Source organism: Thiemannella venezuelensis (assembly GCF_014203605.1).
GTDB lineage: Bacteria > Actinomycetota > Actinomycetes > Streptosporangiales > Streptosporangiaceae > Planomonospora_A > Planomonospora_A venezuelensis.
This window is the reverse complement of sequence record NZ_JACHJJ010000001.1, coordinates 514550-531367: the sequence shown is the minus strand read 5'-3', so window position 1 is coordinate 531367 and position 16818 is coordinate 514550. Positions and strand designations below refer to the sequence as shown.

Annotated in this window: 15 protein-coding genes; 7 read left to right on the top strand and 8 right to left on the bottom strand. The window is 72.8% G+C overall.

Annotation, left to right across the window (positions count from 1 at the left end; all coding sequences use genetic code 11):
* From FHS22_RS02670 to FHS22_RS02645, 6 genes are all read left to right on the top strand, one after another.
* Entirely contained in the window at positions 1 to 462 is a 462-nt protein-coding gene (locus FHS22_RS02670; RefSeq protein ID WP_184938006.1) for a tripartite tricarboxylate transporter TctB family protein, read from the top strand.
* Positions 463 to 484: 22 nt separating this feature from the next.
* On the top strand, positions 485 to 1990 hold the full coding sequence (locus tag FHS22_RS02665; RefSeq protein ID WP_184938004.1) for a tripartite tricarboxylate transporter permease: 1506 nt from the start codon (positions 485 to 487) through the stop codon (positions 1988 to 1990).
* Positions 1991 to 2148: 158 nt separating this feature from the next.
* On the top strand, positions 2149 to 3165 hold the full coding sequence (locus tag FHS22_RS02660; RefSeq protein ID WP_184938002.1) for a hypothetical protein: 1017 nt from the start codon (positions 2149 to 2151) through the stop codon (positions 3163 to 3165).
* Between the two features lie 21 nt (positions 3166 to 3186).
* Positions 3187 to 3762: a pyridoxamine 5'-phosphate oxidase family protein gene (locus tag FHS22_RS02655; protein WP_184938000.1), complete on the top strand. Its 576-nt coding sequence runs from the start codon at positions 3187 to 3189 to the stop codon at positions 3760 to 3762.
* A gap of 72 nt (positions 3763 to 3834) precedes the next feature.
* Positions 3835 to 4353: a SigE family RNA polymerase sigma factor gene (locus FHS22_RS02650; protein ID WP_184937998.1), complete on the top strand. Its 519-nt coding sequence runs from the start codon at positions 3835 to 3837 to the stop codon at positions 4351 to 4353.
* On the top strand, positions 4350 to 5513 hold the full coding sequence (locus tag FHS22_RS02645) for a TolB-like translocation protein (protein ID WP_184937995.1): 1164 nt from the start codon (positions 4350 to 4352) through the stop codon (positions 5511 to 5513). Before FHS22_RS02650 ends, FHS22_RS02645 begins: the two co-directional genes overlap by 4 nt.
* A gap of 53 nt (positions 5514 to 5566) precedes the next feature.
* Here the strand turns inward: FHS22_RS02645 and htpX are convergent, their stop codons facing one another.
* The 8 genes from htpX to FHS22_RS37700 all read right to left on the bottom strand — a co-directional run bounded on the left by htpX (position 5567) and on the right by FHS22_RS37700 (position 15176).
* Positions 5567 to 6418, bottom strand: coding sequence for a zinc metalloprotease HtpX (gene htpX / locus FHS22_RS02640; protein ID WP_184937993.1), 852 nt, complete (start codon positions 6416 to 6418; stop codon positions 5567 to 5569).
* Between the two features lie 188 nt (positions 6419 to 6606).
* Positions 6607 to 7686, bottom strand: coding sequence for a C45 family autoproteolytic acyltransferase/hydrolase (locus FHS22_RS02635; RefSeq protein WP_184937991.1), 1080 nt, complete (start codon positions 7684 to 7686; stop codon positions 6607 to 6609).
* 48 nt (positions 7687 to 7734) lie between these two features.
* Positions 7735 to 9480, bottom strand: coding sequence for an NADH-quinone oxidoreductase subunit N (locus tag FHS22_RS02630; RefSeq protein ID WP_184937989.1), 1746 nt, complete (start codon positions 9478 to 9480; stop codon positions 7735 to 7737).
* Positions 9477 to 11210 (bottom strand): complex I subunit 4 family protein, encoded by a 1734-nt coding sequence (locus FHS22_RS02625; protein WP_184937987.1) that lies wholly within the window; start codon positions 11208 to 11210, stop codon positions 9477 to 9479. Before FHS22_RS02625 ends, FHS22_RS02630 begins: the two co-directional genes overlap by 4 nt.
* 67 nt (positions 11211 to 11277) lie before the next feature.
* Complete coding sequence (locus tag FHS22_RS02620) at positions 11278 to 13251, bottom strand: NADH-quinone oxidoreductase subunit 5 family protein (protein ID WP_184937985.1); 1974 nt, start codon at positions 13249 to 13251, stop codon at positions 11278 to 11280.
* Positions 13248 to 13625, bottom strand: coding sequence for an NADH-quinone oxidoreductase subunit NuoK (gene nuoK / locus FHS22_RS02615; RefSeq protein ID WP_184937983.1), 378 nt, complete (start codon positions 13623 to 13625; stop codon positions 13248 to 13250). The genes FHS22_RS02620 and nuoK overlap by 4 nt, the downstream gene beginning before the upstream one ends.
* Position 13626: 1 nt before the next feature.
* Positions 13627 to 14166 (bottom strand): NADH-quinone oxidoreductase subunit J family protein, encoded by a 540-nt coding sequence (locus FHS22_RS02610; protein WP_184937981.1) that lies wholly within the window; start codon positions 14164 to 14166, stop codon positions 13627 to 13629.
* Positions 14163 to 15176 (bottom strand): 4Fe-4S binding protein, encoded by a 1014-nt coding sequence (locus FHS22_RS37700; protein WP_260407573.1) that lies wholly within the window; start codon positions 15174 to 15176, stop codon positions 14163 to 14165. Before FHS22_RS37700 ends, FHS22_RS02610 begins: the two co-directional genes overlap by 4 nt.
* A 244-nt stretch (positions 15177 to 15420) precedes the next feature.
* On the opposite strand from FHS22_RS37700, the gene FHS22_RS02600 reads away from it, so the two are divergent.
* Positions 15421 to 16782 carry a serine/threonine-protein kinase gene (locus FHS22_RS02600; RefSeq protein ID WP_184937979.1) on the top strand — a complete coding sequence of 454 codons (1362 nt, stop codon included), beginning with the start codon at positions 15421 to 15423 and terminating at the stop codon, positions 16780 to 16782.
* The last annotated feature ends 36 nt before the right edge of the window (positions 16783 to 16818 follow it).

Here is a 16818-nt window from a genome sequence, read left to right as displayed (position 1 = left end):
GTGGAGCGCCGCCGGTCCTTCCCGGACGTCCTCGCCGGGGGGATCTTCGTCCTGATCGGTGGCGCGTTCGTGGCGGGGTCGCTCGGCTACGAGCTGGGCACCCCGCTGCGGATGGGCCCCGGCGCCTTCCCGCTGCTGGTCGGCGCGGCCGTGGCCGCCCTGGGCCTGGCGATCGCCGTCAAGGGACTCGTCGCCGGCGAGGTGGTCTCGTTCGGGCCGATCCCCTGGCGTGCGATCGCCCTCATCGTGCTCGCGGTCCTGTTCTTCGGACTCACCGTCCGAGGCCTCGGGTTCGTGCCGGCCTCGGCGGTGACCGCCCTGCTCACCACGCTGGCCGGCTCGCGCGTGCGGCTGCTCACGGCCGTGGCCGTGGCCGCCGGGCTGACCGCGGCCGGCACGCTCGTCTTCGTCGTCGGACTTCAGCTGCGGATCCCGCTGTGGGGCCCGTGGCTGGGGTTCTGACGCGGCATCCGGACTGAGGGGCATGGAACTTCTCGACAACCTCGCGCTGGGCTTCTCGACCGCCCTCCTGGTCCAGAACGTCCTCTACTGCTTCGTGGGAGTGCTGCTCGGGACGGCGGTCGGCGTGCTGCCCGGCATCGGCCCGACGGCGACGGTGGCGATGCTGCTGCCGATCACGTTCGGCTTCGAGCCGGTGACGGCGCTGATCATGCTGGCCGGCATCTACTACGGCGCGCAGTACGGCGGCTCGACGACCGCCATCCTGATCAACCTGCCCGGTGAGTCGTCGGCGGCGGTCACCGCGCTGGACGGGCACCAGATGGCCCGGCAGGGCCGGGCGGGCGCAGCGCTGGCAGCCGCCGCGATCGGGTCCTTCGTCGCGGGTACGGCGGCCACCGTCGTGCTGGCCGTCGCGGCCCCGCCGCTGGCCCGCATCGCGTTGGCGTTCGGTCCGGCCGAGTACTTCTCACTGGTGCTGCTCGGCCTGATCGTGTCGATCGCGCTGGCGCGCGGCACGGCGCTCAAGGCACTGGCGATGATCGCGCTCGGCGTCCTGCTCGGCACGGTCGGCCAGGACATCTACACCGGCACGCCCCGGTTCGTGTTCGACCGGCGCGAGCTGTACGGCGGCATCGACTTCGTGTCGGTCGCCGTCGGCATGTTCGGGGTGGCCGAGATCCTGCGCAACCTGGAGGACGAGCGAACCCGGACCGCGATCGTCAGCAGGGTGAGGAACCTCTGGCCGACCCGCGAGGACCGGCGCCGGATCGTCGGCCCGATCCTGCGGGGCACCGGTCTCGGCGCCGCGCTCGGCGTCCTGCCCGGCGGCGGCCACGTGCTGGCCTCCTTCACCTCCTACGCCGTCGAGAAGCGGATCTCGAAGCGGCGGCAGGAGTTCGGGAACGGCGCGATCGAGGGCGTCGCGGGCCCCGAGTCCGCGAACAACGCCGCCGCGCAGACGTCGTTCATCCCGCTGCTCACCCTGGGCCTGCCCGCCCACCCGGTCATGGCGCTGATGGTCGGCGCGTTCATCGTCCACGGCATCACCCCCGGCCCGAACGTCATCACCGACGAGCCGGAGCTGTTCTGGGGGCTGATCGCGTCGATGTGGATCGGCAACGTGCTGCTCGTGCTGCTGAACCTGCCGCTGATCGGCTTCTGGGTGCGTATGCTCCGCATCCCGTACCAGGTGCTGTTCCCGATGATCATCCTGTTCGCCGCGATCGGCACGTACTCCCTGGGGTTCAACGCGTACGACGTCTACGCGATCGTGTTCTTCGGGATCCTGGGCTACGTCCTGATCAAGTGCGGCTGCGAGCCGGCGCCGCTGCTGCTCGGCTTCGTCCTCGGCCCCCTGCTCGAGGAGAACCTGCGGCGGGCGCTCATCATCTCCCGTGGCGACGCGTCGGTCTTCCTGACCCGGCCGATCTCCGCGGTGCTCCTGGCCCTGGCCGCGGCGGCGCTCGCCGTCGCCGTCCTCCCGGCGATCCGCAGGCGCCGCGAGATCGTGTTCGCGGAGGACGAGTAGGGCTGCCGGCGCGGCCGGAGATCGAGGCCCGCGGCGGGCGCTCCGCCGTACCCGGACGGATCGAGCGCATGGTCGCAGGGGAGGGGTTCGTGGCCTATTCGTGACGCAACCTTTCATGACCACCCCGCATCTACCCAGGTGACGAAAGGATTCCCCCGATGGCCCTCATCCCTCCCTCCCGCGGCCTCGCCGCGCTCGCCCTGGCCGCCGCAGCGGCCTCCGCAGTGATCGCCACCCCGGCGCAGGCGTATACGGGAGCCGCCTCCGCCACCCCCGACTCCGTCCGGTACGCGTGGGTCGGCAGCTGCCCCGAGAAGGACTACACCGTCCCCTGCGGCGCCTGGACGCTGACCATGCGCAGCGGGAAGACCGTCAAGCTGGCCGACGCCCAGGTCCATCCCCGGAACGCGAAGGGCAAGGCGGACAAGGAGGCCGCCACGCCGTTCGCGGTCAGCGGTGACGGCCGGTTCGTGAACTACTTCAAGGACGGCGGACTCGTCGTCCGCGACGTGAACAGCGGGAAGGTCCGCCCGCTGCCCGGCAAGGCCGCCGCCCTGCCCAAGGGGCTGGGCATGGCGGAGGTCGACACGGTGATCTCCCCGGACGGCTCGATCGTCGTGGTCGACTACTACGACGAGGCGGACAGGCTCCCGACCCTCGTCGCCAACCTGAAGACCGGCAAGGTCGTCACGCTGCCGACCAGCGACAGCGTGCTGAGCTTCAGCCCCGACGGCGAGCACCTGCTCACCAGCCGGTTCACCGACGACAACACCACCGAGTTCGCGGTCTTCGACGCCGCGGGCGAGCAGACCGCGAGCCAGGTCGTCCCGCAGATCGTGTCCAACAACAGCCCGGTCGCGCTGGCCGACGACGGCAACACGGTGGCCGTCGTCGTCACGGGCGGGTCGAACAGGCCCCGCCTGCGCACCTACGACCTGGCCGCGGACACCGTCTCCGAGGCCGTCGCGCTCGGCATCCCCAAGGGCGAGTCCTCGCAGCGCCTCTTCTGGGACGCCGCCGGCACGCTCACGCTCTGGACCTCCCGCGAGGGCTCGGACGAGAAGCCCGGCTCGGCGGTGAAGCGGACGGTGAACGCCGAGACCGGCGCCACCCGCAAGCTGGACTCCTTCCGGATCAAGAGCACCACGTGGACCTGGTGGCTGCCCGGCGAGTGACCGCCCGATATCTTCCCCTTCATGGGGAAAATCTATGATCGGATCGACGACCGGCTGCGCACGTTCATCGAAGCGCAGCCGGTCTACTTCGTCGCCACCGCCCCCGAACAGGGCGGCCACGTCAACGTCTCCCCCAAGGGATACCCCGACACCTTCACCGTCCTCGGCGACACCACGGTCGCCTACCTCGACCTCGACGGCAGCGGCGTCGAGACCATCGCCCACCTCCGCCAGAACGGCCGGATCACGATCATGTTCTGCGCCTTCTCCGGCCCGCCGAACATCGTGCGCCTGTACGGCACCGGCCGGGTGGTCGTCCCGGAGGACCCGGACTTCCCCGGCCTGCTCGAACGGTTCGGCCCGCACCCCGGAGTCCGGTCGGTCATCGTCGTCGAGTGCGACCGCGTCGCGGACTCCTGCGGCTTCTCGGTGCCCTTCATGTCCTTCGAGCAGGACCGCGCGCTGCTGGACGAGTGGGCGCAGCGCAAGGACACCCAGGCCAAACGCGCCTACCGGGCGAAGAACAACCGGGAGAGCATCGACGGCATCCCCGGCCTCTCCCCGGAGGAGACCGACCCGGCCTCCGTGCACTCCTGAGCCGGAACTTCCGGGAGGGTTCCAACCTCCGCGGCCCTCACCCGCGTTGTCAACGGGCGAGAGGAGACCGCATTGGACCGTTATGACGGCTTCCGTGAGTTCGTGCAGGCCCGCCAGCAGTCGCTGATCCGGACCGCGTACCTGCTCACGGGCGACGCCCATCTCGCCGAAGACCTGCTGCAGAGTGTCCTCGCCAAGGTCGCCGGGCAGTGGCCCAAGCTCCGGAAAGGCGGCAACCCCGAGGCGTACACCCGCAAGGCACTGATCAACCAGCACGTCTCCTGGCGGCGCCGCGTCCGCAGGGAGCTGCCCAGCGCCGACCCGCCGGAGTACGGCCGCTCCCACGACGACTCCACGGTCGACCGGATCGTCCTGCGCCAGGCCCTCGCCCGGCTGACCCCCCGGCAGCGCGCCGTGATCGTCCTGCGCTTCTACGAGGACCGCAGCGAGCGTGAGACGGCCGAACTGCTGAACTGCTCGCTCGGCACCGTCAAGAGCCAGACCCACCACGCGCTGGGACGCCTGCGCATGCTCGCACCCGAGCTGGCCCACCTGCTCGTCGAGGTCGAGACCCTGGAGGTGAACCGATGACCCGGCTGCACGACACCCTGCACGAGATCGCGGACGAGGCTCCGGCGGTGGACCTCGCCGACCGGGCGATCCGGAGGAGCCGGCACAGGCGGCGGACGGGCGCGCTGCTGGTGGCCGCCGCCGCGACCGCGGTCGCGGTCCTCGGGACGAGCGTGGCCACCGGCCTGCTGCCGGGCCGCGGGGCGCGCGACATGGTGGCCTCGCCGGTGGGCCCCCGGAGCTGGGAGATCAGCTCGTCGCCGCTGCCGGCCCGCGGGGTGGACCCTCTCTCCTACGCGTACCTCACCTCGTGCACCGGGCAGGGCGTGCCGCCGGACTGCGTGCACGGCGTGTGGCGGGTGGTCACCCGGGGCGGCGAGACCTATGACGTGCCCCAGGCCCTGGGACTCGGCGGCTCGGACGGGAGCGTGTTCAGCCCGCTGGTGATCACCCCGGACGGCCGCGCCATGGCCTACTACAGCCGCCGGGACCGGACCTTCAAGGTCCGTGAGCTGGAGAGCGGCAAGGAGTTCACCGCCCCGGTGAAGGTGGGGCAGGAGCAACTGGAGGCGGCGGAGGTCTTCCTCCGGCTGTCCGGCGACGGACGCCGGCTGGCCTTCACCTCCTTCGGCCCGGAGAAGCCGCTCGCCGTCTCGATCGACATGCGCAACGGCCGGACCACCCGGCTTCCCACCGGGTGGATGCCCGTGAGCGTCGCGGACGGCGGGGGTCCGGTCGTGGTGGTCCGCTGGGCGGACGACCGGTCACGGATCCGGCTCGTCTCCCCCGGAGGCGAGGTTCGCGAGTCCGGCATCCCGGAGTACGGCCAGCGGTTCAGCGCGTTCGCGCCCGACGGCCGGACGATGACCAAGATCGGAAACGGGCGCGAGGACGACCGGCACGCGGAGGACGGCACCCTCGTCGTCTTCGACTCCGCGACGGGGAAGGTCCAGGGCAGGATCCGGATCCGGGGCCTGCCCGAGGACACCACCGTCATCCGCCTGGGACACTGGCTCAACGACACCGAGGTCACAGCCCTGACCACCGTGTCGTCGGCCGACGCTCCGCCGCGGGACGCGGTCACGACCGTCTACGCGGTGAACGTCAGGACCGGCGGGACGCGCGAGCTGCACAGCTATCCGTCCTTCTCCCACCTGCTGGTTCCCGGCATCGTCATGTGACGGTACGGCTCGCGTCCCGGCGCGGGCCGTACCGCCGGGGCGTGCCCGGTGGTTCAGCGGCGGTAGCCGGCCATGCGCTCCAGGCGGGCGACGCGCTCGGCGGTGGGCGGGTGGGTGGAGAACATCCGGCTGATGCCCGTCCCCCGGAAGGGGTTGGCGATCATGAGATGGGAGGTGGAGGCGAGGCGCCCGTTCTCGGGGAGCGGCAGCCGCCGCACGCCCATCTCGATCTTCCGCAGCGCCGAGGCGAGGGCCAGCGGGTCGCCGGTCAGCCGGGCGCCCGACTCGTCCGCCTGGAACTCGCGGGACCGGGAGATCGCCAGCTGGATCATCCCGGCGGCGGCCGGGCCGAGCACCGTCATCAGCAGCGCGCCGAGGAAGCCGGGGCCCTCGTCGTCGTCCCCGCCGCCGAGGAACAGGCCGGCGTAGCCGAGGTAGGTGATCATCGAGGCGAGGGCGCCGGCCACCGAGGAGATCAGGATGTCCCGGTTGTACACGTGGGAGAGCTCGTGCCCGACGACCCCGCGCAGCTCGCGCTCGTCGAGGAGCCGGGTGATGCCGTAGGTCACGCAGACCGCTGCGTTGCGCGGGTTGCGGCCGGTCGCGAAGGCGTTGGGCTGCATGGTCGGCGAGACGTACAGCCGGGGCATGGGCTGGCGCGCCTCGGTGGAGAGCTCGCGCACGATCCGGTAGAGAACCGGCTGCTCGACCTCGCCGACCGGCCGGGCCCGCATGGCGGACAGCGCGATCCGGTCGGAGAGGAAGTAGGCGGCGCCGTTGCCCAGCAGGGCGGCCAGGACCGCGAACTGCACGCCGGTGCCGCCTCCCAGCCACGCCCCCACCGCGATGATCACAGTGGAGAGCGCGCCGAGGAGGACAGCGGTACGCAGGCCGTTGCGGTGCACCACGTCCTCCTTCCGGTGACGGCGACTCACCTGGACCAACGTCTCCGGCCTGGCCGAACGTTCCCGGGAACGGCGAGGCGGGCTCCCCGGCCCGTGACAGGGGTGACGCGGGGGATCGCGGACCGGCCGGTGCCCGTGCCGACCGCCCGGCCGTGCGCAGGGGATCCCCGGTCGGCCGTCCCGACCGCTCAGGCCGTGAGCACCCGCCACGGCCGGTCCCGTGCACCGAGCGGCGAACCCTCGGTGACGCGCATCGACCGGTCGGCGGGTTCCAGCACGATCGTGGAGAGGGTCGCCCAGCGCTGACCGAGCGGCAGCGCCATGTCCGGCACGCAGCACAGCTGCGGCTGGCCCGGTTCGGAGCGGAGGAGGCCGAGCAGCTCGGTCGCGCTCCGCGGCTCCGGACCGCGCGCCAGGCGGGAGGCCACGAGGTCGTAGCGCTCGCCCGAGTCCGGCTGGTAGAGCTCGTTCTTCTCGCCCGCGCGGGGCACCGGCGAGAGGAAGTGGTTGGTCCGGATGACGCTCCCCCCGACCGGCTCCACCACGAACACCCCGACCGGGGTGATGTCGGCGGTGACGGCCGCCTCCCGGTCGAAGAGGGTGAACGAACTCGACGCGCTGACCGGCGCCGACCGCACGAGGTCGAGCGCCTCCGCGACCGACCCGGCCTCCTCCAGCACGGTCGCGGCGAGGAGGTGCACCGGAACGCCCCCGGCGCCGTCCGCCCGGTGCCCGAGGATGTTGAAGTGCAGCGCGAGCCCGGCGCCGTTGACCCCGACCTTGCCGAGGATGCCGTGCTCGGTGACCCCGGCCACGTCGTACCGGCCGCCGCGCACCTCGTGCGTGTGCCAGTACGGCGCGAGCTCCACGTGCCAGTCCCAGGTCTGCACGCCGAAGGTGCGCGGGCCGCCCGCGCCGGCCTCGAGACGGCGCACGATGGTCGAGCACTCGCCCGGACGGCCCGTACCGCTCTGCGCGAGGATCTCGGTGCGCGCGTTGAGCGCGGAGATCCGCCATGGATCGATCCCGGCGCCCGCGGCGACGCCGTCCATCTCCTCCCGCAGACGGGGGCGGAACGCGCCGACCGCGTCCGCCGTGCGGAGCGCGTCCTCGCGGACCCGGTCCTCGGTCAGGCCTGCCAGGCGGAAGAGCTCGGAGTAGATCCCGAGTCCGCCGGGAAGCACGTCGCGGAGCTGCTCGCCGCGTTCCCTGCCGCGCTCGAAGGGGGTGGCCGCGCTCACGGTGATGTGTCGTCTTTCGGGGTTCATCTCTTCCTTCGCAGGGGTTCCGCCGACGTGATCCCGGCGCCCGGCCGGCTAGCCGTGGCCGGTGAAGGATCCCGGCACCAGGTCGAGCACCCACTGCGGGGCCACCGAGAACGCCACCGCGACCAGACCCGCCAGGGCGATCGCCGCCCCCACGGGCAGCCATCCGCGGGAGGCGCCGCCCGCCCCGGAAGGCGGACCGTCCGTCCCCGCGCTCCCGCCGCCCGCGGCCGTGCCCGCGGTGCCGTCCAGCGGCACGCGGACGGGGGTGAAGATCCGTACGGCCCAGGCGACGTAGTAGTAGAGGCCGATGACGGTGTTGACCGCCATCACCGCGGCCAGCCAGGCTCCGCCGCCGTCGACGATCTCCCTGAACACCACGATCTTGGCGAACAGCCCGGCCAGCCCCGGTGGCAGCCCGGCCAGGCAGACCAGGAAGAACGCGAGCGCCAGCCCGGCCGCCGGACTCCGGAACACCAGCCCCCGGTAGTCGTCGAGCCCACCGCCGCCCCGCCGCGACACCAGCATGACCACGGTGAACGCCCCGAGGTTCATGGCCGCGTAGAAGACCAGGTAGGCGACGGAGGCGCCCATCGCCTCACCTGTGAGGACACCGAGCGGGGCGAGGATGTAGCCGGACTGGGCGACCGAGGACCAGGCGAGGAGGCGGACCGCGTCGCGCTGCCGGAGCGCCAGGAGGTTGCCCGCGGTCATGGTCAGCGCGGCGAGGACCGCGATGATCGGCGCCCAGGTGGCGGCCTGGCCGCCCAGGGCGGCGACCAGGACGAGGATGAGCCCGGCGAACCCCGCCGCCTTGGAGATCACCGAGAGCAGCGCCGCGACCGGGACCGGGGCCCCCTGGTAGACGTCGGCCGCCCAGGCGTGGAACGGCACCGCCGCGACCTTGAAGGCGAACCCGGCGATCACCAGCACCACGGCCACGGTGACCACGGGCGGCAGGTCGTAGGAGACCTGGAGCGAGGCGTGGTCCGGGAAGGAGGCCCACCGGTCGTTCGTCCGGCCGATGGTCGCCATGGCTCCGCCGGCGGTGCTCACCGGCTCCACCCCGGGGCCGCCGATGACCTGCGGGACGGCCTCGCGCATGGTCCGGGCCAGCCGGTCGAGGTAGACGGTCCCGGTCATGCCGTACAGCAGGGAGACGCCGAAGAGCATCACCGCCGTCGAGACCACTGAGACCAGGAAGAGCTTGACGGCCGCCTCGGAGGCCCGCCCGTCGTAGCGTCTGAGCGCGGTGAGCGCGAAGACCGGGAGCGAGACCAGCTCCAGCGCGACCACCAGCATGATCAGGTCTCTCGCGGCGGGCAGGGAGACCGCGCCGGCGAGGACGCACAGCAGCAGGAAATACCACTCTCCGACGGGGACCTCCCCGTCGGAGAGCTCCGCCATCGACAGCAGCACCACGACCGCGCCGGCCAGGAGCACGAGTCCCGCGAGAACCAGGGTGAAGCCGTCCACCACGAACGAGCACGAGGAGGCGGCCGCCGCACCGCCCCCGCCGGACGGGCCTCCCTGAGGGGGGAGCGCGCCCAGCCCGGCCCGCTCGGGGCCCGCGAGGCCTTCGGGGACGCAGAAGGTCCGCAGCGGGGCCCCGCCGCGCAGCGCCTGGGAGACGACCACGCCCAGCGCCCCGAACACCCCGGCCAGCGCGACCAGGCCCAGCCCGGGCCGCACGTACGGCCTGCGCGGCAGGAAGGCGTCCAGGACCAGGACGAGCCCGGCGGCCAGCGCGAGGATCAGCGGCGCGGCGATCGCGTAGTAGTCGATCGACTGGATCACGGTGCCCCCATGAAGGTCCGGACCACCGGATCGGTGATGAGGAGGAGCGCCTTCGGCCAGAGCCCGAACAGCACGATCAGCAGGACCAGCGGCACCCAGGCCGCCAGCTCGTGTCCCATGACGTCGCGGAACCCGCCGCCCCCGGCGGCGCGGGCCCCGGAACCTCCGCCCGAGGGCTCCCCGCCCCGGGCACCGCCGCCCGTGCCGGACCCGTGCGCTCCGCCGCCCGCACCGGCGGCGCGGACCACGCCCGTCGCCTCCGCCGGGGCCGCGACGCCCTGCCCGGTGGAGCCTCCCGCCACTGCCGACGAGGCGAGCACGGGGGCGTGGACGGTCTCCGTGGGGCGCCCGTGCGTGACGCGGGAGAGCATGACCAGGAAGTAGGCGGCGGTCAGCACCGCGCCGAGGCCGCCGACGGCCATGAAGACCAGGAAGAGCGGGCGGGACAGGCCCGGGGCCGGGTCGAAGGCCCCCAGGAGCGCGAGCATCTCCCCCCAGAAACCGGCCAGCCCCGGCAGGCCGAGCGAGGCGATGCAGGCGAAGGTCAGCAGGGACCCGAGATGCGGCAGGCGGGAGAGCATGCCTCCGCCGAGCGCGGGCATGTCGGCGGTGCCGTACCGCTCCTTGACCGCTCCGGCAAGGAAAAACAGCAGGCCGGTGATCAGGCCGTGGGCGATGTTGCCGAACAGGGCGGCGTTGACGCCGACCGGGGTCAGCGTGGCGAAGCCGAGCAGCACGAAACCCATGTGACCGATCGAGGAGTAGGCGATCATCCGCTTGAGGTCGCGCTGGGCCAGGCAGGCCAGTGAGCCGTAGATGATGCCGATCACCGCGAAGGCGCCCAGCCAGGGGGCGACCGCGGCGGCGCCGTCGGGCAGGACGGGGATCGCGATGCGCGCGAAGCCGTAGGTGCCCATCTTGAGCAGCACGCCCGCCAGGAGCACCGAGCCGACGGTGGGAGCCTCGGTGTGGGCGTCGGGCAGCCAGGTGTGCAGCGGCCACATCGGGGTCTTGACCGCCAGGCCGATGCCGACCGCGACGAAGGCGACGACCTGCACCGAGTGGGACATGCCGGTGCCGTGCGCCCGGGCGAGGGCGACCATGTCCAGGGTGCCGGCCTGCGCCCAGACGATCAGCAGGCCGAGCAGCAGCACGACCGAGCCGAGCAGCGTGTAGAGGATGAACTTGACCGCCGCCGCCCGGCGTGCGCGACCGCCCCAGACGGCGATCACGAAGTACATCGGGATGAGGACGACCTCGAAGAACACGAAGAACAGCAGCAGGTCGAGGGCGAGGAACGTGCCGATCATGCCGACTTCGAGGACGAGCAGCGTGAAGACCAGGGCACGCGGTCTGTTCCCGCCCGCCCTGGGGCGCAGCAGCTGCCCCGGGCCGTCGGCGCGGCCCCGGCACAGGTAGACGAAGCAGAGGAAGGTCAGCAGCGCCGTCAGCACGACCAGCGGCAGCGAGATCCCGTCGACGCCGAGGTGGAACCTGAGGTCCAGGCCCGGGATCCAGGCCAGGTCGGTCTCGAACTGCACCCGGGCCGGGTCGCCGTAGTCGAAGGTGGCCGCGAGCACCGCGGACAGCGCGAACGTGACCCCGGAGACGGCCAGCCCGTGGACGCGCAGCAGCCTCCCCCGGGAGGGGGCGTCCATCCGCGACGGCGCGAGCAGCGCGACCGCCCCGGCCAGAGGCACCGCGAGCAGCAGAACCGGCAACCAGCTCATCGCCGCATCACCGCCAGCCGGATCAGGAGCAGCACCACGAGAGCCACCAGGAACAGGAGAAGAGGGATCAACCGAACACCACCGCCCCGACCGCGATGAGGAGCACGCCCGCGAGCAGGCCGGTCACGTAGAGCTGGGCGTTGCCGTTCTGCGTGAGACGCACCAGTCCGGACAGGCCCAGTGCCGCCCGGCCGGAGCCGCGCACCGCGCCGTCCACCACCCGGTCGTCGGTGCGGACGACCAGGCGGGCGAGGGCGAGGACCGGGCGGGCGAACAGCGCCCGGTAGGCGGAGTCGGCGTAGAAGGCCCGCTCGCAGGGGACGCGGAAGGGGCCGAGCATGCGGGCCGGGTCGGACAGGGGGTCGCTCCGCCAGACGGCGTAGACGGCTCCGGCGCCGAGCAGGGCCACGGCGACGCTCAGCGCGGCCGTGCCCCAGTGCACGCCGGACAGGCCTGCGAAGCCCAGCAGCAGGGCCGGGACCGCGAGGACGATGAGCGGCCAGCGCATGGTGGCCGGTGCCTCACGGGTGTCGATCACGTGGGCGACGCCGGGGGCGGGTTCGGGAAGCGCGACGACCGCGCGCTGCCCGAAGAAGGTCCGTAGCCAGGCGCGGGTGGCGTAGGCGCCGGTCACCGCGACCGTGGCCAGGGCGCTGCCGTACAGCAGCAGGGCGGCCGCGTCGGTGAGCGGCCCCTGCGCGACGGCGCGCTCGACGGCGACCAGCACCTCGTCCTTGCTGAAGAAGCCGCTGGCCGGGGGGAGGCCCATCAGCGCGGCGAAGCCGATCGTCATCGTGGCGAAGGTGACGGGGAGCTCCCTGCGCAGGCCGCCCATGGCGCTCATCAGGTTGGAGCCGACCGCGTGGATGACCGCTCCGGCGCAGAGGAAGAGCAGCGCCTTGAACGCGCCGTGGGTGACCAGGTGGAAGACGGCGGCGCTGTCGGAGCCCGCGGCCAGCGCCGCCGCCATGTAGGCGAGCTGGCTGATCGTGGAGTAGGCCAGGACGCGTTTGAGGTCGTCCTGGGCGAGGGCGGCCAGCGCGGCGCCGAGCATGCCGAGCGCGGCCAGGACCGCGAGCACGTCCAGGGTGGGCCCGGCGGCGAGGAAGGCCGGGTGGAGGCGGGCGACGATGAAGATCCCGGCGGCGACCATGGTGGCGGCGTGGATGAGCGCGCTGATCGGAGTCGGACCGGCCATCGCGTCCGGGAGCCAGGTGTGCAGCGGGACCTGGGCGCTCTTGCCCGCCACCCCGGCCAGCAGCAGCATCGTCGCGGCGACGACCGTGCCGGAGGACATGCCCGGGACCGCGGCGAGCACGTCGGCGATCCTGAAGCTGCCGGCCGCCGTGCCGAGGACGAAGATCCCGAACAGGAAGCCCACGTCGCCGAGCCGGGTGACCAGGAACGCCTTGACCGCGGCCCGGGAGTTGGCCCGGTCCTCCCACCAGTGCCCGATCAGCAGGTAGGAGCACAGGCCCATGATCTCCCAGCCCACGTAGAGGACGAGGAGGTCGGCCGCGTAGACGACCAGGAGCATGGCGCTGGTGAACAGGCTGATGAACGCGCTGTAGGACGGGTAGCGGCGGTCGCCGTGCAGGTAGCCGACGGAGTAGGTCTGCACGGCGAGCGCGACCAGCGTGACCAGCACGCCGATCGTCGCGGCGAGCCCGTCGACCAGCAGTCCGAGCGAGATCGGCACCGAGCCCGTGTCGATGACGGTGAGCGTCCCGGTGACGGCGCCGGGCGTGCCGCCGCCGGCCTCGAACGGGAACGGCCCGCCCGGGTCGTGTCCGGACTCCGCCCAGCGGGTGAACGCCAGCCAGACCGCGAGGACCGCGGAGACCGCGGTGGGCACGACGGCGATCCAGGCGGCCCTGCGGCCCGCGGCCAGGTCGGCGCGCTCCGCCTCGGCCCGCTCCGGCCCGGTCTGCGCGCCCCCGGGATGGTCCCCGCGGACGTGCCGGGGCCATCGGGAGCCGAGCAGGCCGGCGACGGCCGCCAGGAACGGGAGCAGGACGACGAGCGCGGCGGTCGTGATCATGGCGTCTCCTCCGCCCGGGCCGCGGTCTCCCGCCCGGGCGCCGGTGACGCGGCGCCGTCGCCGGGCGCGGGTTCGGCGAGGGCGCGGAGGCGGTCGAGGTCCACGGTCCGGCGGTTGCGGTAGAGCGCGAGGATGATCGCCAGACCGAGGCCGACCTCGGCGGCGGCGATCACGATGACGAAGAGCGTGAGCACCTGGCCTCCGTGGAGCCGGTCCCGCAGCCACACGTCGAAGGCGACCAGGTTGAGGTTGACCGCGTTGAGCATGAGCTCGACGGACATCAGGACCAGGATGGTGTTGCGGCGGGCGAGCACGCCGTAGACCCCGATGGAGAACAGCAGCGCCGAGACGACCGCCGGATAGACGACGTGCACGTCAGTCCCTCCCCCGGATGTCGGTGCGGGAGATGACGATGGCGCCGATCAGGGCGGCCAGCAGGAGGACCGAGAGCGCCTCGAAGGGCAGCACCCAGTTGCGGAAGATCGCGGAGCCCAGCTCCCCGGCCGAACCCGCCCCGGGATCGAGGGGGGCGTAGGCGTTGCGGAAGCCGTCGACGACCACGGTGACCAGCACGGCCGCGGTCGCGACCGCCACCACCGCGGCGACGGCCCGGTTCCCGCTGTCCAGGTCGGCGGTCCTGCCGATCGGGGCGCGGGTGAGCATGATGCCGAACAGGAGCAGGACGATGACGGCCCCGACGTAGATCAGCACCTGGACCCACGCGACGAACTCGGCCGTCAGGACCAGGTAGCACCCGGCCAGGGCGCCGAAGCAGACGACCAGCCAGAGCGCGGCGTGGACGAGTTGCCTGGTGGTCACGACCAGCAGCGCCGAACCGACCGCCATCGCGCCGAGGAGGAGGAAGACGATCTCCTGGCCGGTCGGCGACAGATAGGACGGCACCGCTTCCGTCACGACTCCTCCTCGGGCTCTCCACCGGGGTCCGTGGCAGCAGTCTGCTCCGGCGCGCCCTTCTCCGGGGGCGCGCCACCCCCATCTGTGGACAACTTCCCGGACGGCGGCCGACCTGTGGACGGCGGGCCCGGGGCCGGCGGATCAGAAGACGGCGGCCCGGAAGACGGCGGCTCAGAAGACGGCGGGTCCGGAGCCGGACCGGGTTTCTTCGGAAGCGCGCCCGGCGGCCTGATCGCCCGGACGCTGGCGTGCCCGGCCGACGGCCTCCGCTCCGGCCTCGCGGGCCTGCTCCCGGCGGCCCCTTCGCCGCCGCCCGGCCCGCCGGCGGCGGACCGCCCGGCACCCGGCTCACCGCCCGGCTCACCACCGCCCGGCTCACCACCGCCCGGCTCACCACCGCCCGGCTCACCCGCGACCGCGCCCCCGGCCTCCGCGCCCCCGGCCTCCTGCACCCCGGTGGCGGCTCCCCGCTCCCCGGCGCCCGGCTGCTCGGGCCCGCCCGGCCGTACGGCTCCCGCCTCGCCTGAGGCGGGACGGGCCCGGGCGGGGCGGGGGGTGTCGGGACGGGCGGGGCGGGATGCGGCGGCGAGTTCCTTGGGCGGGTCGGCGTTGGGCTCGTGCGCCGGGGGCGGGGGGACGGTCTGGACCCAGGCCGCCAGGCGGTCCTTCTCGTGGACGAGGTTGCGGATGTCGCCCTCGGCGTACTCGAACTCCGGGGACCAGAACAGCGCGTCGAAGGGGCAGACCTCGATGCAGATCCCGCAGTACATGCAGAGCGAGAAGTCGATCGCGAAGCGGTCCAGCACGTTCCGGGCCCGCGGGCGCCCGCCCTCCGGGGCGGGGAGCGTCTCCTTGTGCGAGTCGATGTAGATGCACCAGTCGGGACACTCGCGGGCGCAGAGCATGCACACCGTGCAGTTCTCCTCGACCAGCGCGATCACCCCCCGGCTCCGGGCGGGCAGGTCCGGCCGCACCTCGGGATACTGCTGGGTCACCGATCTGCTCAGCATGTGGCGAAGGGTGATCGACAGTCCCTTCGCCAGTCCCACTCCTGGTATCCGCGCCACTTCAACATCATGACGTACGGCACGCCGCTCGGGAATGCGGCAGTCCGAGGGAGGACGTCATCCCCGGACTCCGCCGGTTATCCACAGCGGTTATCCACAGTCTGTGTGTTCGACTTCCGCGCCACGTCGCGGAAATCCATCGGCAAGGGGACTGCAAGAGTCTTCAGATGTACGTATTGTTCGCGCCATGTCCCAGCAGTACGGCCCCACCTGGCACCCGCACCACCCGCAGCAGCCGCACGGGCCGCAGCCCTCCCCCTCCAACACGGGCCTGACCGTGCTGTGGGCGCTGATCCCCCTGTTCACCTGCGGCTTCGGAACGCCGTTCATCATGGGGTTCGCCGCCCGGCGGCTGCGGAGCGTGCCGCTCGTCTTCGCGACCGCCCTGTACACCCTCGGGATGGGCGTGTTCGTCATCGGGGCGGGCACGTACGGGGACTCCGATCTGATCCCGACCTGGCTGGACGTCCTGCTCACGATCGGGTTGCTCGGCAGCTGGCTCGGCGGGATGACCCACGCCCTGATCATCCGGACCGCGGTCTTCCGGGCGCAGCCCTCCTCAGGACCGCAGCCCTACCACGCCCCGGTGCCCCCGCCCGCCGGGCTGTACCTGCACCCGGCTCCGGCTCCGCCCGCCCAGTCCGCGCATCCGCAGTACGGCCCGCCCTCCGCGCAGTACACCCCCGTCCCGCACTCCACCCAGCCCCCTTACCTGAAGAACACGCTGCACAGCGACCAGCCTCCCCTGACGCACATGCAGTTCGCGCAGTCCGACCGGCCCCAGGAGTGGATCGGGCCGTACCGGGTGATCGACGTCCTCGGCCGCGGCGGCCAGGGAACAGTCCACCTGGCCCTCACCCCGCAGGGGCGGAAGGTGGCGATCAAGGTCCTGCACGAGCGTTTCATCGGGGACAGGGCCGCCCGCGACCGGTTCCTGCGGGAGGTCGAGGCGACGCGCAAGGTCGCGACGTTCTCCACCGCCCGGGTGCTGGACGTCAACATCAACGACGACCAGGCCTACGTCGTCAGCGAGTACGTGGACGGGGTCTCCCTGGAGCAGCTCGTGCGCGACAAGGGCCCCCGGGACGGGGACGGGCTGACCCGGCTGGCCCTGGCCACGGCCGGGGCGCTGGCCGCCATCCACAAGGCCGGCGTCGTGCACCGCGACTTCAAGCCGGCCAACGTGCTGATCGGCTCCGACGGGCCCCGCGTGATCGACTTCGGCATCGCCCGCGCCCTCGACCAGGTCACCGCGACCTCCAGCGTCATGGGCACCCCCGCCTACATGTCCCCCGAGCAGCTCGCCGGAGGGCACGTCGGCCCGGAGTCCGACGTGTTCAGCTGGGCGTCCACCATGATCTTCGCCGCCTCGGGCCGCGTCGCCTTCGGCTCGGACACCATCCCCGCCATCCTCAACCGGGTGATCAACCACCAGCCCGACCTGTCGCCGCTGCCGGCCTCGCTGCGCCCGCTGGCCGGCGCCTGCCTGGAGAAGGCACCCGCCAACCGGCCGACGGCCGCCGACATCATGCTGCGGATCGTCCAGTGACCCGCCCCGGGCGGAGGGGCTCCCCGCCCGGGAGAC

What these genes read in the sequence shown, in the direction of transcription:
- FHS22_RS02665 (WP_184938004.1), top strand. Translation starts at nt 485, where the DNA reads ATGGAACTTCTCGACAACCTCGCGCTGGGCTTCTCGACCGCCCTCCTG.
- FHS22_RS02660 (WP_184938002.1), top strand. Translation starts at nt 2,149, where the DNA reads ATGGCCCTCATCCCTCCCTCCCGCGGCCTCGCCGCGCTCGCCCTGGCC.
- FHS22_RS02655 (WP_184938000.1), top strand. Translation starts at nt 3,187, where the DNA reads ATGGGGAAAATCTATGATCGGATCGACGACCGGCTGCGCACGTTCATC.
- FHS22_RS02645 (WP_184937995.1), top strand. Translation starts at nt 4,350, where the DNA reads ATGACCCGGCTGCACGACACCCTGCACGAGATCGCGGACGAGGCTCCG.
- FHS22_RS02635 (WP_184937991.1), bottom strand. Translation starts at nt 7,686, where the DNA reads ATGAACCCCGAAAGACGACACATCACCGTGAGCGCGGCCACCCCCTTC.
- FHS22_RS02625 (WP_184937987.1), bottom strand. Translation starts at nt 11,210, where the DNA reads ATGAGCTGGTTGCCGGTTCTGCTGCTCGCGGTGCCTCTGGCCGGGGCG.
- FHS22_RS02620 (WP_184937985.1), bottom strand. Translation starts at nt 13,251, where the DNA reads ATGATCACGACCGCCGCGCTCGTCGTCCTGCTCCCGTTCCTGGCGGCC.
- FHS22_RS37700 (WP_260407573.1), bottom strand. Translation starts at nt 15,176, where the DNA reads ATGCTGAGCAGATCGGTGACCCAGCAGTATCCCGAGGTGCGGCCGGAC.
- FHS22_RS02600 (WP_184937979.1), top strand. Translation starts at nt 15,421, where the DNA reads ATGTCCCAGCAGTACGGCCCCACCTGGCACCCGCACCACCCGCAGCAG.